The organism is Pseudonocardia sp. CA-107938 (genome assembly GCF_050936315.1).
Classification (GTDB): Bacteria; Actinomycetota; Actinomycetes; order Mycobacteriales; family Pseudonocardiaceae; genus Pseudonocardia.
The window spans coordinates 4795998-4816941 of record NZ_JBNJNA010000001.1 but is presented as its reverse complement, the minus strand read 5'-3'; the positions used below and the strand labels follow the sequence as shown (position 1 = coordinate 4816941).

General features: G+C 72.8%; 21 protein-coding genes. 5 read left to right on the top strand and 16 right to left on the bottom strand.

From position 1 onward, the window contains the following. The first annotated feature begins 169 nt into the window (after nt 1-169). Entirely contained in the window at nt 170-1021 is an 852-nt protein-coding gene (locus tag ACQEVB_RS23870) for an alpha/beta fold hydrolase (RefSeq protein WP_432980528.1), read from the top strand. 21 nt (nt 1022-1042) lie between these two features. Here the strand turns inward: ACQEVB_RS23870 and ACQEVB_RS23865 are convergent, their stop codons facing one another. The 16 genes from ACQEVB_RS23865 to ACQEVB_RS23790 all read right to left on the bottom strand — a co-directional run bounded on the left by ACQEVB_RS23865 (nt 1043) and on the right by ACQEVB_RS23790 (nt 16862). Next, nucleotides 1043-1804, bottom strand: coding sequence for an enoyl-CoA hydratase/isomerase family protein (locus tag ACQEVB_RS23865; RefSeq protein WP_432975027.1), 762 nt, complete (start codon nt 1802-1804; stop codon nt 1043-1045). A gap of 10 nt (nt 1805-1814) precedes the next feature. Next, complete coding sequence (locus tag ACQEVB_RS23860) at nt 1815-2885, bottom strand: acyl-CoA dehydrogenase family protein (protein WP_432975024.1); 1071 nt, start codon at nt 2883-2885, stop codon at nt 1815-1817. After that, the gene (locus ACQEVB_RS23855; protein WP_432975022.1) at nt 2882-4084 is read right to left on the bottom strand and encodes an acyl-CoA dehydrogenase family protein; all 1203 of its coding nucleotides are present in this window, start codon (nt 4082-4084) and stop codon (nt 2882-2884) included. Before ACQEVB_RS23855 ends, ACQEVB_RS23860 begins: the two co-directional genes overlap by 4 nt. After that, nucleotides 4081-4938 (bottom strand): enoyl-CoA hydratase/isomerase family protein, encoded by an 858-nt coding sequence (locus ACQEVB_RS23850; protein ID WP_432975020.1) that lies wholly within the window; start codon nt 4936-4938, stop codon nt 4081-4083. The genes ACQEVB_RS23855 and ACQEVB_RS23850 overlap by 4 nt, the downstream gene beginning before the upstream one ends. Before the next feature lie 6 nt (nt 4939-4944). Further along, nucleotides 4945-6177 carry a CaiB/BaiF CoA transferase family protein gene (locus ACQEVB_RS23845; protein ID WP_432975018.1) on the bottom strand — a complete coding sequence of 411 codons (1233 nt, stop codon included), beginning with the start codon at nt 6175-6177 and terminating at the stop codon, nt 4945-4947. Further along, a complete protein-coding gene (locus ACQEVB_RS23840) occupies nt 6170-6805 on the bottom strand; it encodes a nitroreductase family protein (protein ID WP_432975016.1) in 636 nt (211 codons plus the stop codon). Before ACQEVB_RS23840 ends, ACQEVB_RS23845 begins: the two co-directional genes overlap by 8 nt. A 32-nt stretch (nt 6806-6837) precedes the next feature. Then, the gene (locus tag ACQEVB_RS23835) at nt 6838-7353 is read right to left on the bottom strand and encodes a carboxymuconolactone decarboxylase family protein (RefSeq protein ID WP_432975014.1); all 516 of its coding nucleotides are present in this window, start codon (nt 7351-7353) and stop codon (nt 6838-6840) included. Nucleotide 7354: 1 nt separating this feature from the next. Further along, nucleotides 7355-7759: a carboxymuconolactone decarboxylase family protein gene (locus ACQEVB_RS23830; protein ID WP_432975012.1), complete on the bottom strand. Its 405-nt coding sequence runs from the start codon at nt 7757-7759 to the stop codon at nt 7355-7357. A gap of 145 nt (nt 7760-7904) precedes the next feature. Next, nucleotides 7905-8756 (bottom strand): hypothetical protein, encoded by an 852-nt coding sequence (locus ACQEVB_RS23825; RefSeq protein WP_432975010.1) that lies wholly within the window; start codon nt 8754-8756, stop codon nt 7905-7907. 10 nt (nt 8757-8766) lie between these two features. Next, entirely contained in the window at nt 8767-10074 is a 1308-nt protein-coding gene (locus tag ACQEVB_RS23820; RefSeq protein WP_432975008.1) for an MFS transporter, read from the bottom strand. Beyond that, complete coding sequence (locus tag ACQEVB_RS23815) at nt 10071-10826, bottom strand: SDR family NAD(P)-dependent oxidoreductase (RefSeq protein WP_432975006.1); 756 nt, start codon at nt 10824-10826, stop codon at nt 10071-10073. Before ACQEVB_RS23815 ends, ACQEVB_RS23820 begins: the two co-directional genes overlap by 4 nt. After that, nucleotides 10823-11611, bottom strand: a complete 789-nt coding sequence (locus ACQEVB_RS23810; RefSeq protein WP_432975004.1) for a glucose 1-dehydrogenase — start codon at nt 11609-11611, stop codon at nt 10823-10825. The genes ACQEVB_RS23815 and ACQEVB_RS23810 overlap by 4 nt, the downstream gene beginning before the upstream one ends. Before the next feature lie 168 nt (nt 11612-11779). Then, nucleotides 11780-13312, bottom strand: coding sequence for a GMC family oxidoreductase (locus ACQEVB_RS23805; protein WP_432975002.1), 1533 nt, complete (start codon nt 13310-13312; stop codon nt 11780-11782). A 51-nt stretch (nt 13313-13363) separates the two neighbouring features. Continuing rightward, complete coding sequence (locus ACQEVB_RS23800) at nt 13364-14818, bottom strand: MFS transporter (protein WP_432975000.1); 1455 nt, start codon at nt 14816-14818, stop codon at nt 13364-13366. A gap of 93 nt (nt 14819-14911) precedes the next feature. Beyond that, complete coding sequence (locus ACQEVB_RS23795) at nt 14912-15793, bottom strand: SDR family NAD(P)-dependent oxidoreductase (RefSeq protein ID WP_432974998.1); 882 nt, start codon at nt 15791-15793, stop codon at nt 14912-14914. Nucleotides 15794-15860: 67 nt separating this feature from the next. Next, nucleotides 15861-16862: an NAD(P)-dependent oxidoreductase gene (locus ACQEVB_RS23790; protein ID WP_432974996.1), complete on the bottom strand. Its 1002-nt coding sequence runs from the start codon at nt 16860-16862 to the stop codon at nt 15861-15863. Nucleotides 16863-17022: 160 nt separating this feature from the next. Here ACQEVB_RS23790 and ACQEVB_RS23785 point away from each other — a divergent pair, with 160 nt between their 5' ends. The 4 genes from ACQEVB_RS23785 to ACQEVB_RS23770 are packed head-to-tail and all read left to right on the top strand — an operon-like array spanning nt 17023 to nt 20941. Continuing rightward, nucleotides 17023-17685, top strand: coding sequence for a mycothiol-dependent nitroreductase Rv2466c family protein (locus ACQEVB_RS23785; RefSeq protein WP_432974994.1), 663 nt, complete (start codon nt 17023-17025; stop codon nt 17683-17685). Further along, a complete protein-coding gene (locus ACQEVB_RS23780; protein WP_432974992.1) occupies nt 17682-18677 on the top strand; it encodes an NAD(P)-dependent oxidoreductase in 996 nt (331 codons plus the stop codon). The genes ACQEVB_RS23785 and ACQEVB_RS23780 overlap by 4 nt, the downstream gene beginning before the upstream one ends. A gap of 21 nt (nt 18678-18698) precedes the next feature. Then, nucleotides 18699-19481 carry an SDR family NAD(P)-dependent oxidoreductase gene (locus tag ACQEVB_RS23775; protein WP_432974991.1) on the top strand — a complete coding sequence of 261 codons (783 nt, stop codon included), beginning with the start codon at nt 18699-18701 and terminating at the stop codon, nt 19479-19481. Nucleotides 19482-19501: 20 nt separating this feature from the next. Continuing rightward, nucleotides 19502-20941 (top strand): aldehyde dehydrogenase family protein, encoded by a 1440-nt coding sequence (locus ACQEVB_RS23770; RefSeq protein ID WP_432974989.1) that lies wholly within the window; start codon nt 19502-19504, stop codon nt 20939-20941. Nucleotides 20942-20944 lie beyond the last annotated feature (3 nt).

The following is a 20944-nucleotide window of genomic DNA, read 5'->3' as shown; positions in this document are numbered from 1 at the left end:
CCGGCGTCACGGGCCGAAGTGAGCTGAGTTACCTGCTCCCCCGCATCCGCCGGACAGGTACCCGGACAGGTATCGGAGTCACAGCGGCCGGCGACATCCGTCCTGTCGCGCGGGAGGCGTGCGGACGACGCTGACACGCCCGTCGACGAGGAGATCGATCGTGAGCATCATGTCCGCCGCTGTCCGCTCCCGGTACGTCCGGGTCGACGACATCCGCACCCACTACCTCGAGGCCGGCTCCGGGCACCCCGTCGTCCTGCTGCACAGCGGCGAGTACGGCGCCTGCGGCGAGCTCTCGTGGGAGTACACGATCGACGCGCTCGCGCAGCACTTCCACGTGATCGCACCGGACTGGCTGGGCTTCGGCGGCACGGACAAGATCTACGACTTCGAGACCGGCAGCGGCCGGCGCTTCCGGCACATGGCCCGCTTCCTCGAGACCATCGACGTCCCGGCCGCCTTCTTCGTGGGCAGCTCGATGGGCGGCAGCGTGCTCTCCCGCATCGCCGCCACCGACGACCCCGTCCTGCCGATCCAGGCCATGGTGCTGTCCGCCGGCGGCGGCTTCGTCCCCGCCAACGAGGCGCGGGCCGCGACCGTGGACTACGAGTGCACTCCCGAGGCCATGCGCCGCCTGGTCGAGGTGTTCTTCCACGACCCGAAGTGGGCCGCCGACGAGGAGTACATCCGCCGGCGCTACGAGTCGAGCATCCGGCCCGGTCAGTGGGAGGCGACCGCGGCCGCGCGGTTCCGCTCGCCGCTGACGCCACCGCGACAGGCCATCGGCCAGCCCGACCGGACCCCGTACGAGAACATCAGGGTGCCGACGCTCGTCATCGCCGGCGCCGACGACAAGCTGCGGGAACCCGGCTACGCCGACGAGATCGCCGCCCGCATCCCGGACTCGCGGCTGCGCGTGTACGACGACTGCGGGCACCTGCCGCACATCGAGAACGCCGCGGAGTTCAACGCGGACGTGATCGAGTTCCTCCTGGAGTGCCAGAAGCGGCTCGACGGCTGACCCCTGCAGGCTGCCGGAGCCTCAGGACCGGGCGTCCCGGGCGGCGTCGTTGATCGCCCCGACGATGCCGGCGTGCGAGGACACCAGGTCGAAGTGGGTGCGCAGGTCGATCGAGCCGGACTGGCGGACGAGCCTGCGGATCATGGCGACCTGCACCGGCGGCGCGCCGGCGATCCGCGCGGCGAGGCCCGCGGTGGCCGCGGGGAGGTCCGCGTCCTCGACGACGGTGTTGACGATGCCGAGCCGCTCGGCCTCCGCCGAGTCGACCCAGGCGCCGGTGAGCAGCAGCTCCATCGCCTTGCCCGGTCCGACGAGGCGGGGCAGGAGCCACGCGCCGCCGTCGCCGGGGACCAGCCCGACCTTGATGTAGGCCTCGCAGAACCGCGCCGAGCGGGCGGCGATCCGCATGTCGCACAGCAGCGCCATGTCCATGCCCGCACCGACGGCCGCCCCGTTGACCGCGGCGATCGTCGGCTTGTCCAGCTCGTCGAGCGCGAGGGCGACCCGGTGGATGCGCCTGGTCAGCACCTCCTTGCGCGCCAGCGGCGTGGGCTCGACCTCGGCGAACGCGTCCAGGTCGATCCCCGCGCAGAAGACGTCGCCCGTGGCCGCGAGCACCACGACCCGAACCCCGTCGTCCGCCGCTGCCGCGTGCAGCGCGTCCACCCAGGCGTCGATCGTGTCCAGGGTGAACGCGTTCTTGCGCTCCGGGCGGTCCAGCGTGATCGTGGCGATCGCACCGTCCACCGCGTAGCGCAGACCCGCATCCGTCATCCCGCTCATCCCGTCTGCCTCATCCCGCCAGCGCCGGCCAGAGCCCGGACTCGGGGGACGCCGCGATCCGCCGGGCCACCGCGCCGACGAGCGCCGCCCCCAGATCGACGTCCGCGCCCAGCTCGTCACGTCGCGCCAGCATCAGGGTCGTGCTGCGGTGCAGCGCGTGCTCGAGGGTGACGCCGATCGCCCCGTGCACCTGGTGCGTGACCGCCGAGACGAGCCCGGCCGCTCGGTTGCACCGCAGCTTGGCCGCGGAGACGGCGAGCTCGGCGAGCACGAGATCACCGCCATGCTCGGCGTCCTCGTCAACGGCGGCGACGGCGACGACGGCCTCCGCGGCCGCGCACCGCGCGGCTGCCGCCTCCGCCGCTGCCTGGGCCAGCTGCTGCTGGATGGCCTGGAACGCGGCCAGCGGCCGGCCGAACTGCACCCGCTCCCCGGCGTGCCGCACGGCGAGCGCGGTCGCCCGGGACGCGGCGCCGGCGATGGTCGACGCAGCGTGCAGCCGGGCCAGCAGCAGGGCTCGGCGCGCGACGGCCTCGCTCACCGGGGTGACCCGCACGCGGACCGGGGTGATCTCGTCGCGCGGCTCCCCGGCGAGATCCGCGCCGTGGACCACCTCGGCCCCGGCCACGGGAGCGTCGACGACGGCGTGGCCGTCCTCCGTCGGGAGCAGGGCGACCACGTGGTCGGCGTGCCGGCCGTAGGCGACCCGGCGCAGCGGACCGGTGTGCCGGCCCTCGACCAGCGGCCCGCCCCCGACGTGCGCCGAGGAGGTCAGCACACCGTCGGGCAGCGGCAGCCCGGCGGCCGCCAGCAGCCAGGCCGCCACCAGCCCCTCGGCGACCGGGACCTGCGCGGCGTACTCGGCCGCGAGCCGGACGACCGTGCTTGCCTCGCGGACACCGCCGCCGCTGCCGCCTGCGTCCTCCGGCACCCCGAGGCGCAACAGCTCCGCCTCGGTGAACACCCGGAGGAGGGGCCGGTCGATCTCGCCGGGCTCCAGGGCGCCGGCCACGTCGTCGAGCATCTCGCGGGTGACCTGCTCGAGCAGTGCGGTGCTGTGCTCGTCGGATGCCGTCGTCATGCCGTCCTCAGTCCACGCGCGATGAGCCCGCGCAGGATCTCGTTCGTCCCGCCTCGGAGGGTGAAGGCGGGCAGGCTGCGGAGGGCCTGCCCGAGGAGGCGCGCGGCGGGGTCGGCCGACGACGCGTCCGGCTCGACACCCAGCAGCCGCCGGGCGACGTCCACGCTCTCCACCTCGAACCGGGTGCCGAGCTCTTTGACCAGGGCTGCGGGTACCTCCGCGGAGCGGCCGCGATCGAGCCTGGCGGCCACTCGGAACGACATCCGGCGCAAGGTCCAGAGCTGGGCGAGCACATCACCCGCCAGCGCCAGCGCCGATCGGTCGCCGCTGCGGCACGCCGCCGACACGGCCAGTTCCACCAGCGGGAAGGTGGACAGGAACCGCTCCGGCCCGGCGCGCTCGACGGCCAGCTCCGCCGTGACCTGCGCCCAGCCCTGCCCCTCGACGCCGAGCAGGGCATCGGCCGGCAGGACGACGTCGGTGAAGATCACTTCGGCGAGGTGCTGGGGGCCCAGCAGCGAGCGGATCGGCCGGACCGTGACCCCGGGGGTGTTCGCCGGCACCAGCAGCTGGGAGAGCCCGGCGTGCCGCTGTGCGGGATCGTGCGGCGCGGTGCGCGCGAGGACGAGCAGGGCGTCGGCGTGGTAGCCACCGGTCACCCAGACCTTCGCCCCGTTCAGGCGCCAGCCGTCGTCCGTGCGCTGCGCGCGGGTGCGCACCGATGCCAGGTCCGACCCCGAGTCCGGCTCACTCATCCCGATGGCGAAGCTGCACTCGCCGCGCGCGATCGGCGGCAGCCAGCGGGCGCGCTGCGCGGCGGTCCCGAGGCGCTGGATCGACGGGCCCATCTGCCGGTCGGCGGCCCAGTGGGCGGCCAGCGGCGCACCCGCCGCAAGCAGCTCCTCGACGACGACGTACCGCTCGACCGCGGTGCGCCCGGCACCCCCGTACTCGGTCGGGAGCGTCATGCCGACCCAACCCTGCTTCGCGAGCAGCCGGCTGAAGTCGGGGTCCCAGCCTGCGTGCCACGAGTCGCACATCGGCTCGAAGCGACCAGCCGCCCGCGCATTCGCGGCGAAGGCGCGGGCCTGCAGGCGGAGCTCCCGCAGCTGCGGCGTCGCCGGGCCGGGGTCGTCGAGGGCGAGCCGGTCCACCACCGCGGACGGCGCCGCCGCCGGTCGTGCCGTCGTCGCGGTCACCTGTCCAGCCGACGGCCCATGACCGTCAGACCCTCGAGCGCGAGGCCGTAGCCGATGTGGTCGAGCATCTTCTGGCGCTGCGCGTGCACCATGATCTGACGCGCGTAGCGGCGGACGAGGCGCGGTCGCTCCAGGATCATCGCGGCGAGCTCGTTGGCGCGGGGCAGCAGGTTCGCGCGATCGACGATCTCGCTGACCACGCCCAGGTCGAGGGCCTGCTTGGCTTCGATGCGCTGTCCGGTGAGCAGGAAGTAGCGGCCTCGGTTGACCCCGAGGAGCTCCGGCCAGATGAGCGCGACGCTGTCGCCCGGCGCGAACATGCCGGACTCGAAGTGCGGCTGGTCGGCGAACACGGTTTCCGGCGTGCAGATGACGATGTCGCTCTGCACGACCAGGTCCGCGTGCGACAGCGCGGGTCCGTTGACGGCACCGATGACCGGGCACTCGATGTTGAGGATGTTCATCTGCATCTGGGCGACCGCGCTCCGGATCCAGTCCCAGTCGTGGATGTCCACCGCCGGGACGCGGCCGACCGCGGCGGCGCCGGTCTCGTCGTCGGGGACGAAGACGCCCTCGTGGCCCTCGACGTGGGCGAGCCGATGGTGGCCGGTGAACCGGTTCCCCGCGCCGGTCACGATGACCACCTCGTTCTCGAGATCGCGGGAGATGTCCTGGAACAGGTAGGACCACTCGACGAGCGGCGCGTGCCAGTCGATGGGCCGGGCGCCGTAGTCGATCGACTGCTCCGGGTTGCCCGGCTCGTGGATCGTCACCGTCAGCACACCCTCCGGGGTGCGCTCCAGGGTCGCGGTCTCGTAGCGGTCCTTGTAGGCGTCGAAGTCCTGGGGGCGCATGGTCGGTCAGTGCTCCTTCGTGAGGACGGCAGCGGTGGCGTCGGCTCGGGTGGAGATCGGGATGTCGATGGGCTCCGGGTCCGCGGCGGGTCCGGCGATCCGGTCGACGACCGCCGGGTCGAGACCGATCTCGGTGAGGACCTCGCGGGTGTGCTCACCGGGCAGCGGGGCGTGCCGACGGATCGTGGTGGGCCCGCTCGAGAAGCGGACCGGCGCGGGGATCGAGCGGTACGGGCCGGCGACCGGGTGCTCGGCCACCGGCAGCCGGTCGACCAGTTCCTCGAGGGTGGTCACCGGTGTCGACGGGATGCCGTTGCGCTCGCAGACCTGAAGCCACTCCGCCGTGGTGAACAGCGGGGTGACGGACTGGACGGCCTCGTAGAGGAAGTCCGAGTTGACGATGCAGGCCCGCAGGTCCGCGTACCGCGGGTCGCCTGCCAGGTCGTCCCGCCCACCGACGGAGAAGATCGTCTCGTAGTGCGCCGAGGTGTACGGGAGGATGTGGATCCAGCCGTCCGCGGTCTCCTGGGGGCGGCGGTTGGGCGTGAGGATGCGCTTGTAGCCGGGGGCACCACCCGCGGACACCGCGTCGGCCCCGTGCTCGACCAGCATGAAGGCCGACATGGTCTCGACCATCGGCACCTCGATCTGCTGGCCGCGGCCGTCCCGCTCGCGCTGCAGCAGGGCCGCGAGCACGGCGTAGACGATCGTCAGCCCGCACACCTTGTCCGCCATGATCGTCGGCGCGAGACCCGGCCGGCCCATGACCCGGCCGAACAGGTCCGCCACACCGCTCGCGGCCTGGATGACGTCGTCGTAGGCGGGGTCGTCCGCCCGTGGGCTGTCGCTGGCGAAACCGGCGGCCTGGCAGTAGACGATGTCGGGGCGGACCTCGGCGATGTCCGCGTAGGTCAGCCGCAGGCTCCGCAGCGACTTCGGGCGCAGGTTCGTGACCACGGCATCGCAGGTGGCGGCGAGCCTGAGCACCGCTTCGCGCGCCTGCGGCTCCTTGAGGTCCAGGGCGACGTTGCGCTTGTTGCGGGAGATGTTGAGCGCGATCCCGCCCAGCCCCGCGACGGCACCGGCGCTCATGATCCGGTTCGTGTCGCCCGTCGCGCTCTCCACGACGATCACGTCCGCGCCGAGGTCGGCGAGGATCTGGGTCGCGTACGGCCCCATGATCACCGAGCTGAGGTCGAGGATCCGGTAGCCGCTCAGCGGCCCGCTCGACTCAGCCATCGCAGTCCTCCCGGTTCCAGCGCAGGACCTCGGCGAGCGGACGCCGGCGCGCGGCCCTGAAGACCTGGTGGTCGGGATGACCGACGGCGATGATCCCGGCCTGGGTGGTGCCCGGGTACTCCAGCCCGAGGACTTCGGCCAGCTCCTGCTCGCGGTCGCAGCCGCGGGCGGTGTAGGAGGTCACCAGACCTCGCGAGCGCGCGGCCAGCATGAAGCTCCACGCCGCGGGCAGGATCGAGGCCCACCACGACGCCTGCCCCGCGCGCTCCTGCGGCGGAACCGAGTGCCGCACCGGGATCATCAGGACGGGGACGCGGTGCATCGTGTCGGCCAGCTGGTGCGCCGACTCCCACACGCCCTTCGGCAGGCGCTCGCCGGCCGCGCTCGGGCGGGACCGGGTGCCGTAGTGGTCCACGAACGCCGCCCGGTAGACCGCGGATACGCCGGCCTTCACCGCGGGATCGTCCACGGCGACGAACGCCCAGTCCTGCCGGTTCGCCCCGCTCGGCGCCTGCAGCGCGAGGTCGAGGCACTCCTCGACCACGTCCCGGTCGACCGGGCGGTCGAGGTCCATCCGCTTGCGGACCGAGCGGGTCGTCGTCAGGACCAGATCGATGTCGCTGTGCACTGCGGCCACCGTGCTGTGCGCGCTGCGCGTGCTCACGTCAGGCCGAAGGCGCCGACCAGGCCGGCCAGGCAGCGGTAGTAGGTGATCGTCACGACGACCTCGACGGCGAGGGCGTCACCGAGCGACTCCCGGGCGCGGGCGAGCGCGGTCGTGGCATCCGTGCCGTCGCACAACGCGCCGGCCAGCGCCACGGCGGCCCCGGCCGCCCCGTCGAGGGACTCGGGATCGTTCTGCACGGCCTCGATCTGCGCCGGGGTGACCCCGGCGGCCGCGGCCGGCGGGAGGTGATGGCGCCACTGGCGCGCGGATCCCGTCACGTGGGCGGCCCGCAGGATCGCGAGCTCCTTGACGTCGGCCGGCAGGTCGCCGGGGGCGCGCAGCGGGGCGGCGAAGCCGTGCCATGCCTGGAGCATCCGCGGAGAGTGCGCCAGCATCCGGTACACCGGCGGAACGGCGGCCCCGGTCCGGGCGAACTCCGCGAAGAGTTCGGCGACCGGCGGAGCGGCCTGCTCGGCGGTGACCGGCGCGAGCGGTGCGGGTGCGGTCATCTCAGACCTCCGCCGACGTCTTCTCGGCGATGATCCGGTCCACGATGGAGAGGGCTTCGCCGACCGACGGCCACCCCGCGTAGAACCCGACGTGCTGGATCACGGCCAGCACCTCCTCGACCGACACGCCGTTGGCGTCGATCGCGGCGCGGATGTGGTTCTCCAGCTCACGAGCGCGGGTGGTGGGGAGCAGCGCCGCGATCGTGATCATGCTGCGGGTCTTCAGCGACAGGGTGGCGTCCTGCCACAGGTCGCCGAACAGCACCTCGGTCGTCCACCGCTGCCAGTTCGGGGCGATCGTGTTGCGCTGGGCGATGCGGTCGACCAGTTCCTCGCCGAGCATGTCGACCATCAGCGCCCGGCCGCGTTCGGCGCGCTCCTCCGCCGTGGTGGGGTCGTCGCTCATCCGCTCGCTCCTTCACGTGCTCGGTCCCGGTACCCCGGGAGCCCGTTGCGATCCTGGGCGGGAGCCGGGCCGAGGTCGACGACGAAGGTCGCCCCGCACTGTGACTCAGATTCACCCGCTGCCTGTGCCCCCGAAGGGCCGGCCGTCAGGTCCGATCCTTGAACTCGCCCAGCACGACCTTCTCCCCCGCGAACGGGCCGATGTGGACCTCGCGGCTCACCTCGAAGCGGTCGACGAGGCCCTGCGGCGGCGCGGGGTCGAACGTCGTCTCGGTGAGCGGGCGGCCGAGTTCGGCCGACCGTGCCATCGCGGCGTCGAGGTCCTGCACGCCGATGACCATGGAGGCGAGCTGCATCCCGCGTTCCGCGATCATCTCCGTGAAGACCGTCCCGGAACGGACGGGGCACAGCAGCTCGATGCCGCTCCCCCACGAGACCTGCACGCGGATGCCCTGCTTCTCCAGCGTGCCGTAGTCGTCCCAGTCCTCGATGGCCAGGACCTCCCGCAGCTCCGCCCGGGCGCGCACCAGCTCGTCGAACCCCTCGTGCAGGAAGACCGCGTGGTCGATCCGGCCCACGTTCCGCCGCCCCTCGCGACCCACGACGACGGCGTCCGCCGGGAGCGCGCACAAATGCAGGTCGATGCCGCCCACAGGCTCGCGCAGCGTGGCCATCGCGACCGGGGCGCCACCGGCGCCCGCGGCCTCGATCGTCGTCGCCGCGCGGCCGCGCCCCGCCAGCCGCGCGCACGTCTCGCCCAGGTCGGCAACCCCGAAGACCAGTGCGCGGAAGCCCGTGGAGGCGGCCGGGAACTGGTACTCGATCCCGGCGGAGGCCGACACAAGCGCGCTCTCGGCGGCGGTGTCGCCGGTCGGCGCGACCCGCTCCCAGTCGGTGATGTCCAGCAGCCGGCCGAACCAGTCCGCCACCTCGAGCGCCGCCTGCTCGTCCACGACGCCGTAGATCATGCGCATGATCCGGCCCGGTTGATCAGTCATTCGCAGCACCTCATCGTGGTCGGGACGCGGAGCGGTCGGAACCGGCCGCCGCGCTCACGGGCGCGCGGTAGTCCCAGAAGGGCCGCACGAGCCGGCCGGCCAGCGCGATCAGCACGGCGCACAGCAGGCCGCCCCCGACCCAGCTCAGCAGCGTTCCGGTGAACTCGGCGGCGGCGCCGGCCCGCAGGTCGCCCAGCCGCGGGCCGCCGGCCGAGACCACCACCAGGATCCCCTGGAGCCGGCCGCGGAACTCGTCGCTGCCGTGGCTCTGCAGGATCGTGAGCCGGTAGACCCCGCTGACGAAGTCCGCGGCTCCGGCCAGCGCCAGCAGGGCGACGGCCACCCACAGCGGGCCCGCGAGACCGGCGAGCCCGATCGCGAGCCCCCAGACGACGACGGCGAGTGTGAGGGCCCGACCCTGCCGGACCACCCGCCCGACCCAGCCCGACGCCATCCCTGCCCCGATGGCACCGATGGCGATCGCGGCGTACAGCGGCCCGACCTGCCCGCCCCACCGCTCGTCGGCGACGGCCGGGAAGAGGGCCTTGGGCATGGCCAGGGTCATGGCGACCAGGTCGACGACGAAGGACATGATCAGCACCGGGCGCAGCCGGACGTAGGCCAGGCCGTCGCGGATGGCGCGCAGCCCGGCTCGGCGGGTCTCGCCGAGCGGCGGCAGCCGGGGCAGCCGGACCGCGGCGTAGAGGGCGCCGGTGAACAGCACCGCGTCGACGGCGTAGGCCTCGGCGAAGTGGCCTCCCACCACCAGGAGGCCGGCGACCAGGGGGCCGACCACGATCCCGATGTTGGTCATCGTGAAGACCAGGGTGTTGGCGGAGGCGACCAGATGCTCGTCGACCAGCCGCGGGACGATCGCCCCGCGCACAGCGGTGGACAGCGCGAAGGCCGCGGCCTGGAGCGCGACGAGGCCGAGGATCGTCGGCACCCCGCCCACGCCGAGCATCGTGCGGGCGAGCAGTCCGAGCGTGACCAGCCAACCCACCACGGACGCGATCAGGTAGAGCGTGCGCCGGTCCACGGCGTCGGCGATCGAACCGCCGTAGATCCCGAAGAGCAGCAGCGGCAGCAGCCCGGCCAATCCGACCATGCCCACCGCGAGCGTCGACCGGGACAGGTCGTAGACCTCCACCGCCACGGCCACGTTGGTGATCATCGAGCCGGTGTACGCCGTGCCCTGGCCGAGCAGCTGGCGCCGGAACGCGGGCACCGCCAGGGGGCGCGTGTCGACCACCAGCCTGCGGCCGAGTGCGCCCAGGCGCCGTCGGCCACCGGTGGGGTCTGCCGAGGACGTCGTCACGGCATCAAGGTGCCGCCGTTGACGTGCACGGTCTGCCCGGTGATCCAGGAGCTCTGCTCCGCCAGCAGGAACGCGATGCACCAGGCCAGGTCGGCCGGCTCCCCGATCCGGCCGAGCGGGATCTGACCGCCGGCCAGCCCCTTCGCCGCCTGCCGGGCCCGGAAGAGAGGAGTGTCCACCGCCCCCGGTGCGACGGAGTTGACCCGCACCCCGCACGGCCCGAGCTCGCGGGCGAGCGTCCGGGTCAACCCGCCCACCCCTGCCTTGGCGGCGTTGTAGTGCCCCAGCCCCGGCGTGCCACGGTGCGGCGCGGCGGACGCGATGGTCACGAGCGCGCCCCCGCCCACGGCGGTCAGCGCCCGAGCCATCGCGCGAGTGACCAGGAAGGTGCCCGTGAGGTTGATCCGCAGCACCCCCTCCCACTCGTCGACCGGCATCTCGAGCAGGGCGCGATCCGGCGAGACTCCGGCGGCGGTGACTGCGCCGCGGAGGTCGCCGCGCGCGGCCGCGATGTCGGCGAACGCGGCCACCCCGGACTCGTCGGTGACGTCCAGGTGGACCGGGACGATGTCGAGGCCTCCGGCGGTGGCCTCGAGCGCGGCCAGCGCTCCCTCGTCCCGGTCCCCGGCCACGACCCGGGCCCCGGCCCCCGCCAGCAGCCGCGTCACGGCGAGGCCGATCCCGCTGCTGCCACCGGTGACGGCGAAGCTGTTGCCCGCGAACCCGGTGAGCGCCAGGTCGGTCGCTCTCACGACACCGTGGCGGGGACCATCGGGCTCACCATCGCACCGCCGTCCACGACGAGCTCCGCACCGGTGACGTAGCTGCTGTCGTCGCTCGCGAGGTAGAGGACCGCACGCGCGAGGTCCTCGGCCAGACCGGCCCGGCCCAACGGCACGTGGGCGCCGCGGAAGCCGCCCGTGGTGGCGATCTCCTCCGTGGTGGTGGCCGCGGACTCCACCCGCGACGCGGTGAAGCCGGGGTGGATCGAGTTGACGCGGATGCGGTCCGCGCCCAGCTCGGTCGCGGTCGACTTGGTGAGCCCGCGGACCCCCCACTTGGCGGCCGTGTAGGCCGCCATGGCGGGGAAGCCGAGCATCCCGGCCAGCGACGAGATGTTCACGATCGACCCGCCGCCCCGCTCCCGCATCGGCGCGATGACGGCCTGCATGCCGAGCCAGACCCCGGTGAGGTTGACCGCTACGACGTAGTCGTAGTCCTCCCGCGTCGTCTCCTCCAGTGATCCGCGCCGGCCGAACGTCCCGCCTGCGTTGTTGACCAGCACGTCCAGCCCGCCGAAGCGCTCCAGCGTCACCGCGACGGTGACCGCCCAGTCGTCCGCCGAGGTCACGTCGTGCTCGACGAAGCCCGCCCCGCACGCCGCCGCCACCGCGCGTCCCCGCGCGACGTCGATGTCGGTGACCACGACGTTCGCCCCGTGCTCGGCCAGCAGCGCGGCCGTGGCGGCCCCGATCCCGCCCGCCGCGCCGGTCACGATCGCGGTCCGGCCGGCCAGCCGCCGTGCCTGCGGCGCCATCACACCCCCGCGCTGAAGAAGGCGTCGTCGACGTGCATCAGGGCACCGGTGTGCCCGTCGGACAAGAGGACGACGAATGCGTTCTCGGTCACTGTCTGCTCCATCGCATCGCAGAGAACTACGCACGTCGAGGCTCCGCGAGCGGGTCGCTTCGCCCAAGAACATCGGTTACGCCGGCACGTGACCGGTGTCACCGCCCTTGATCAGGTCCGACATGCGCTCCGCGATCGCGATGGTCGTCGCGTTGGTGTTGCCGCGGGTGGGGCGAGGCATGACGGACGCATCGATCACGCGCAGCCCGGCGACGCCGTGGACCCGGCCGTACTGGTCCACCACGGCACCGGGGTCCGATGCCGGGCCCATGCGGCAGCTCGACGTGATGTGCTTGGCCGAGTCGATGTTGCGCAGGATCCACTCCGCGAGCGCGGCGTCCGAGGCGAGCGCCGCGTCGTCCACCGGGACCAGCCGCTCCCGGAGGTACTCGGCCATGCTGGGGTGCTCGGCGAGCGCCACGCTGAGCCGCACGGTCTCGACGACGCGTTCGAGGTCGAACGGGTCCGACAGGTACCGGAAGTCGATGATCGGGTCGACCCGCGGGTCGGCGCTGCGCACCCGCACCGAGCCCGTCGTCAGGGGCGCGTAGGTGCCGGTGAAGAAGGTCAGTGTGTCCTCGACCTGCACGAGCCGGATGAACATGTCCGTCTCGTACCTGGCGGACTTCGAGGTGTAGCGCAGGAACGCCTGCCCGTAGGGGTCGTCGGGGCCGGGCTGGACCTCGGGGACGGTGCGGTAGGTGATGCTGATCGCGGTGTGGTCCATCAGGTTCCGCCCGACGCCGGGCAGGTCGTGGACGACCGGGATGCCGACCTCGGTCAGCTCCTCCGCCGGCCCGACACCGGAGCGGAGCAACACCTGCGGCGAACCCATCGCTCCGGCGCTCACGATGACCTCGGCGCCCCCGAGGACCTCGACGTCGCCGTCCCGCTCGACCTCGACGCCGACGGCCCGCCTGCCCTCGAACACCACGCGATGCACGAGCGCCTCGGGCATGATCGTCAGGTTCGGCCGCTCCCGTGCCGGGGCGAGGTAGCCCAGCGACGTGCTGATCCGGATCTTCCCGGGGTTGTTGTACGGGCACGGCCCCACCCCGTTGGAGTCCGGGCTGTTCGCGTCGGTGAACTCCTTGTACCCGGCCGCGACGCAGGCCTCGGCGAAGGCCGTGGTCGTGGGCAGCCAGGTGTCCTTGTCGCAGTGGTAGTTGGTGATCGGCCCGCCCTTGCCGTGGTACTCACCGGAGCGGTCCAGGTCGTTCTCGGAGCGCTTGAAGTAGGGCAGGAGCTGCTCGTAGCTCCACAGGTCGTTGCCCTCCTCCGCCCAGCGGTCGTAGTCGGCCGGCAGCCCGCGGATCCACAGCTGGCCGTTGATGGCGCTGGACCCACCGGTGACCTTGCCCGCTGGGACGCGCAGCTCACCGCCGAGGGCCGACCCCTTCGCGGGGTAGTCCCAGTTGTGGGCCAGCGAGACCAGGTTCATGTGGCCCGTGCCCAGGCCGATCTTCAGCTCGTCCGGCAACGTCGCGAAGTCCGGGTAGTCGGGTCCGGCCTCGACGAGCAGGACCGATCGGTCCGGGTCCTCGGAGAGCCGAGCGGCCAGCACACCACCGGCCGAGCCGGCGCCGACGATGATCACGTCGTACGTCATGGGTACGCACCTCCTGTGCGGGTTGACCTGTGCGGGGTCGGACGGGGCGGATCACCGCGGCCCGGCCGCACCGCGCGCGGCCGCGGCCACCGGGTCCGCGGACGCGTCGTACGCGCGGCGCGAGACGAGGGCCGTGACGATGATCCCGGCCACGACGAAGCAACCCACCGAGATCAACGACGCCACGGTGTACCCGAACTGCTGCGGGTAGGCGGCGCCGGCGGGCGTCGCGGCGGCCAGGGCCGTCGTGCTGACCGCGCTGCCGACCGCCGTCCCGATGACGCGCAGCAGCTGGTTGAGCGCGACGGCGCTGCTCGTGTGGGTCGCCGGGACCGAGCGCACGATCAGGCGCGGCAGGACCGGCAGGGAGCAGGCCACCGCCGTTCCCACCAGTGCCATCTCGAGGAAGACGATCCACAGCTGGGACCGGAAGAGCGTGAAGGACGCCATGGACAGGCCGAACAGCAGCGCGCCGAGCGGCAGGATCCGGTGCGGTCCGATCACCCGCGCCACGCGGTCGACCACGCGGCTGCCGGCGAACCCGAGCACCGACATCGGGGCCTGCAACAGGCCGGCCACGAGCGCCGGGGCGCCGAAGCCGTAGCCCTGGTCGGGCGGGGTCTGGACGTAGCGGGTGAACAGGACCAGCAGGATGAAGCTGCCCACGCCCACGAGGAAGGCCATGACGTTCGCGCTCAGCACGACGCGGTTGCGCAGGAGCCGTAGGTCCAGGACCGGGTTCGGCAACCGCAGGTCGCGCAGGACCAGCAGGACCAGCGCGAGCACCGAGCCCCCCAGCAGTGCCCACCCCGGTGGCGACGTCCAGCCCCAGCGACTCCCCTCGCTGAGGTACAGGACCAGTGCCGCGATCCCGACGCTGAGCGCGCAGGTGACCACGGGGTCGATCCGGGTGCGCGGCAGGAACCGGCTCGCTGGTAGCACGAACAGGCACGCGACCAGGGCGGCGGTGCCCAGTAGCCCGGCCAGCCAGAAGGTTGCCCGCAGGCCGAGGACATCCGTCGAGAGCCCGGAGAGCGGGAACCCGATCGCCACTCCGACCACCGTGGTGATCCCCAGGTTGGCCACCGTCCGCTTGCCGCGGTCGGGCGGCAGGTGGTCGCGGGCGATGCCCATCGCGACGGGGATCATCGCCATCCCCACCCCCTGCAGCGCCCTGCCGAGCAGGAACAGCGGGAAGGTCGGAGCCAGGGCCGCGAGCACGCAACCCAGCACCATGACGGCCACGTTGACCAGCAACACCTCCCGGCGGAACCGGCCGGCACCGAGCCGGCCGACCACCGGCAACGACACCGATCCGCTGAGCAGGCCGACGGTGAGCGACCACTGCGCGTCGGTGAGCGAGACGGAGAAGTCGTGCGCGATGGCCACCAGCAGCGGCGCGCCGAGGCTGCTCACCGCCGCCACCAGCAGACCGACGTAGATCAGGCAGGGCACCAGCAGGCGGCCGCGGACCGTTTGCTCGTCGACGAGGTTGACCTGCGACACCGACCCCTCCCGCGCCGTCGAGGTCGCCCGGTTCGTCCGCGCACCCGCCGTCGACCGCACGCGCTCGGCTTCGTCGTGCGGTCGGCCACCAGGTCACAGACCTTCGATCGACTGCTGTCGGGACGCGCGTGTCGCCCGGCCGGAGAAGCGCGCGGCGATGGGTCCGGTCACGGCCGGGTCCGGCCGCCCCGCGCCGTGGGAGCCCAGGAACCCGCCGTCGACGGCGAGGTGCTGCCCGGTGACCCAGGACGCCTCGGACGAGGTGAGGAACATCGCCGCGGACACGACGTCGTCGGGCTCGCCGATCCGGTCGACGAGCATCCCGTCCCGGTAGAGGGCGTGGAACGGCGTGCCCGGCTCCCCGAACACCGGCTCGGTCGTGACGGTCCGGATGGGCCCGGGCGACACCACGTTCACGCGGATCGGCGCCAGCTCGATGGCCAGCACGGAGGCCATCCGGATCACGGCGGCCTTGGCGCAGCCGTAGGCGAACGTCTCGCTGCTGCCGCCGGGGAAGCCGGTCCAGCCGCCGATGCCGGCGATCGACCCGATGAAGACGATCGACGCGCCGTCGCGGTCGCGCATGTAGGGGTACGCGCGCTTGGTGGCCAGCCAGCTCAGGTCCAGGACGTTGGTGATCGTCCAGCGGAAGGCGTCGGGGTCCATCGTCGTCGGTGAGCCCCCCGCCCACCGGGTCGCGTTGTTGTAGAGCACGTCGATGCCGCCGAACCGGTCCGCGGCGAAGCCCATGACCCGCTCGGCCTCCGACTCGACGGTCAGGTCGACGTCGGGCAGGCACTCGATCGTGCCGCCGGCCGCCCGCACCAGGCGCTCGGTCTCGTTCGCCGCAGGACCGTCGACGTCACATCCGACGACCAGGGCTCCTTCGGCCGCGAAGCGCAGGGCTGCCGTTCGCGCCTGGCCCGCTCCGGTCCCCGTGATCACGACGACCTTGTCGCGGAATCGGTCGGCCATGCCCGTCAGCCAACACCGGAGGCCGCCGTTTCCGTAGAACGGACGTCACGGGCCTGCGCAACCCACGTCACAGGCCGTGCTCTGCGAGCTTGGCCGCCAGCCCGCACTGCGGGTGGTAGCCGGCCTCCCGGAACGGGGCTGCGAGCTCCTGACCGCAGGCGGGGCACAGCAGTTCCGGGCCCAGTCCGCCGCGCGCGTCCAGCATCGCGTCCCGGGCCTGGAGCTTGCCGGCGATCAGCTCGCCGACGATCGCCGTCACCGGGAGCGTGACGCCGACCCGCCCGGCGGCCAGCGCGGCACCACGCAGGTCCTTGCCCAGCATGGTGTACAGCTCGGGGGTGCCGGCGATGGTGTGCGTCCGTCGGAGTCGGTCGTAGCGGCCCCACGTCCGGATCCCGGCCGAGTCGCCGGCGCTCACCGACACGAACGCGACGGCGGTCTCCTCGGCGATGCCGTAGGCGTCGGCCAGCTGCATGGCCTCCACCTGCAGCGCGTACTGGCCCAGTGCCATGAGGTTGTTGACGAGCTTGCCGGCGCTGCCGGCGCCGACGGGACCGACGTGGAACACGTTGGCGCTCATCGCGTCGATGATCGGGGCGCACCGTGCCACCACGTCGTCCGGGCCGCCGATCAGCAGGGTCAGGGTGCCCAGTGCGCTCTTCTCCGCACCACCGCTGACGGGCGCGTCGATCATCGCGATGCCCGCCTGCTCCAACCGCGCCGCCGCGGCCTGCGCCGTCTGCGGCGTCACCGTGCTGCTCACGATCACCGCCCGCACCCGGCCCCCGGCCGCTGCGATCTGCTCGGTGACGCCGAGGACCTGCGTGTCGTCGAGCACCATGACCACGATCGCGTCGCACCGGGCGGCGAGATCGGCCAGGTCCGTCGCCGCCGCGGCACCCTCCGCGACGGTCTTCGCGACGGCCTCGGCGCGCAGGTCCGCCACGATCGTCTCGAACCCGCCGCGCAGGATGCTGGACGCGATGCCGGCACCCATGGCCCCGAGCCCCACCACACCCACCGCCGCGGTACCGGGCTCGAACCGCCCGCCGTCGGACACCTGTGTCATCGAGCAGTCCCTTCTGCGCACCAGCGTGCCGCCACGGTAGCCACGCATCCCGCAGCACTCCGTGATCTGATTCACCGCCCGCGGTGACAAGGGTCGTTGGCCGCCACATCGGTGCCTGACGAGAGTGGGTCTCCCGACCGGCACGTGGAAGGGTCCGCCGATGGTGGCAGCTCCCGAACGATCCGTAGCCACCCCGCTCGCGACGGGACGCAGCAAGGTGGATTTCTGGTTCGACCCCGCCTGTCCGATGGCGTGGGTGACCTCACGCTGGATGCTCGATGTCGCGTCGGTGCGGCCGATCGACCTCGACTTCCGCGTGATGTCGCTGGCCGTGCTGAACGAGGACAGGGGCGAGGGCCCGGAGCACGATGCCCGGATGAAGCGGCTGTGGGGCCCCGTCCGCGTGTGCATCGCCGCCGAGGTCGCGCACGGCGTGTCGGTGCTGCCTCGGCTGTACTCGGAGCTGGGCCACCGCCGCCACAACGCCGGCCGGGCGTTCGACCGGGACGTGATCGTCGAGGCACTGGAGGCCGCGGGGCTCCCCACCGCGCTCGCGGACGCCGCGGAGACGACCGATCTCGACGAGGCGGTGCGCGCCTCGCACCGCCGCGGGATGGAGCCCGTGGGCAGCGAGGTGGGCACGCCGACCATTCACATCGACGGGGTCGCGTTCTTCGGCCCGGTCATCACCCGGCGGCCGCCCGTCGAGGAAGCCGTGCGGCTCTGGGACGGAGCCCTGTTGCTCGCCGGCTACCCCTACTTCTTCGAGCTCAAGCGCAGCCGGACCGAGAAGGCGCAGTTCGACTGGGCGGAAACGCCGTGAGCACCGATGTCGGGGTGCGGGAGGTGACCGGTCCGCTCGACCCCGCAGACGCGGTGGTGGGGATCATCGGCGTCGGCGACATGGGCGAGGGCATCGCCAACTCCCTGCTGCGCAACGGCTGGACGGTCCTGGCCTACGCCCGGCGCGCCGGTGTCCTCGACGCCATCGTCGAGCAGGGTGCCCGAGTCGCGGGGACACCCGCCGACCTCGCCGCCGGCTCCGACGTCGTCCTGGTCGTGGTGACGGACGACGAGCAGGTCACGGCGGTGATCCGGCAGATGCTGCCGCACGCCCGTCCGGGCACGGTGTTCCTGGTCTGCAGCACGGTCCTGCCCTCGACCATCACCTCGATCGCCGACGAAGCCCGGGCCGCCGGCACGGACGTGGTCGACGCCGGGGTGGCCGGCGGCCGCGAGAAGGCCGACCTCGGCCTCTTGACCGTCATGATCGGCGGGGAGGACGGTTCCGTCGCGCGGTGCATGCCGGTCATCGCGTCCTTCGGCGCGAACCCGTTCCACCTCGGCCCGGCCGGTGCCGGTGTCGCCGGCAAGCTGGTCAACAACGTGCTGGTCGGCGGCACCCAGGCACTGGCGATCGAAGCCATGCGGCTCGGCGCCGCCTACGGCATCACCGAGGACCGCCTCACCGAGATCGTCACCGTGTCCGGGGGTGATTCGAAGGTCATCCGCACCTGGGGCCGCTACGACCGGGTCCGCCGCGACTTCTGGCCCGGCCGGCCCCGCTCGGAGGTCTACGAGTACGTGTGCAAGGACCTGCGCAACGCCGCCGTCGCCGGTGGCCAGCGCAAGCTCGTCCTGCCCCTGATCTCGACGGCCGGTCAGCTGCTGCCGAGCATGTTCGCCGAGCGCGACGCCCTGCTCGCCGACACCGATCTCGACGCCATCCCGCGCTGCTCCCGGTGCAACCAGGAGCTCTCGGTCACCTATCGGGAGCGGGGCGTCCACCCTGAATGCGTCTTCTTCGACCTGTAGATCTGTGGAGGTAGGGGACCAGTGCCCGACATCGAGTTCTCCCGGACCGTGCTGCCCGGCCTGGACGGCGTCACCGTCGCCGTGACGGGTGGGGCCAGCGGCATCGGCCGGGCGGCAGCGGTCCTCGCCGCGCAGTCCGGTGCCCGGGTCGTCGCCGGCGACCTGAACGACGAACTGCTCGCCGACCTGTCCCGCGAGGCGAAGTCCCGCGACCTCGCCCTGGAGACGACCCACCTCGACGTGGCCGACTCGTCGAGCGTCGAGGAGTTCATCGGGCTGGCCGACGCCCGGTCCGACCTGTTCGGCCTGGTCGCCTCGGCGGGCATCTCCCCCGACGTGCCGTCGCTGGAGATCACTCCGGAGCAGTGGCACCAGATCATGGACATCAACCTGACCGGCCTGTTCCTGTGCAACCAGCTCGCCGCGCGCGCGATGGTCGCGCACGGCCAGGGCGGCTCCATCGTCAACATCGGGTCCGCCGTGGGCCAGACCGGCGCCGGGACCCTCGCGCACTACGCCGCCACCAAGGGCGGGGTCGCCGCGCTGACCCGCGCACTCGCGAAGGACCTCGGTCCGCACGGGATCCGGGTTAACTGCGTGTCCCCGGGCGGCGCGGTGGACACACCCCTGATGTGGAGCCGGGTCACCGAGGAGTACGTCGCGCAGCGCGTCGCCGGCCTGCCGCTGCGCCGGATCGGCCGGCCCGAGGACCTCGGCTACTGCATCGGCTTCCTGCTCAGCGGGCTCTCATCGTGGATCACGGGTCAGAACCTGCAGGTCAACGGCGGATCGCTGATGCTGTGACCTGCCAGCCCGGAGGCCGGATGGACAGCTATCGGATGTACGTGGACGGCGCCTGGGTCGACGCCGCCGACGGTCGCAGCTTCACCTCGAACGACCCCTGGACGCTGCAGGACTGGGCCGAGATCCCCGAGGGCGACGAGCGGGACGTCGATCGTGCGGTGAGCGCCGCCGGGCGGGCGTTCGAGGAGTCCTGGTGGCGCCACGACGCCCGGCGGCGTGGTGCGGTGCTGCGCCGGTTCGCCGATCTCGTCGAGACGTCCGCCGAGCGGATCGCGGAGGTCGAGAGCCGCGACAACGGCAAGGCCCTCACCGAGGAACGCGCGGCCTGCGCCGCGATCCCCGCGTACTTCCGGCACGCGCCCGCGCTGGCCGAGTCCTACCCGGACAGCGCACCGCGCGGCGGGGACCCGAACGTGCGCGCGGTGACCCACCGCGTGCCATACGGGGTGATCGGGATCCAGACCCCGTGGAACACCCCCGGCCAGCTGCTCTCGCAGAGCGCGGCGCCGGCGCTCGCGGCGGGCAACACGATCGTCGTGAAGCCGTCGGAGGTGGCGCCGTGCTCCACTCTGGAGCTGGCCCGGCTCGTCGAAGAGGCCGGGTTCCCGGCCGGTGTCGTCAACGTGGTCACCGGATTCGGGCAGGTCGTGGGCGCGGCGCTCTGCGCCCATCCCCGGGTCGCCAAGCTGGCCTTCACCGGCAGCACGCAGGGTGGCGTGCTGGTGGCCGAGCACGCCGCCCGCCGGCTGGTGCCGGTCGTGATGGAGCTGGGCGGCAAGTCGGCGAACATCGTGTTCACCGACTGCGACCTGGACCGAACGGTCGACGCGCTGGTACGCGGCTTCACCGTGGCCAGCGGCCAGACCTGCATGGCCGGCAGCCGCGTCCTGGTGGAGCGGCCGATCCACGACCTGGTCCTCGACCGGATGCTCGACGCCGCGGCGAAGGTCCGGATCGGCGACCCGCGCGATCCGGCGACGGCGATGGGTCCCATCGCGACGGAGGCGCAGCTGGCGAAGATCCGCCAGTTCGTGGCGATCGGTGTCGAGGAGGGCGGCCGGGTGCGCTGCGGCGGCGGGCCGCCCGAGGGGGCAGAACACCCGCGCTTCTTCGCACCGACCGTCTTCACCGACGTCACCAATGACATGACGATCTGCCAGGAGGAGATCTTCGGGCCGGTCTGCGCCGTCATGCCGTTCGACACCGAGGAGGCGGCCGTGCGGATCGCCAACGACACCCGCTACGGCCTGTCCGGCGCGGTGTGGACGAGCGATCTCGCCCGGGCCCACCGCGTCACCGACGCGATCCGGGCCGGTGTGGTGTGGGTGAACGACCAGCGGGCGGGTGACCCGGCCTTCGCCACCGGTGGGACCGCGATGAGCGGCTACGGCAGGCTCAGCGGGGTCGAGGGCCACCACGAGATGACGCAGGTGAAGAGCGTGCAGATGCGCATCGCCTGAGCA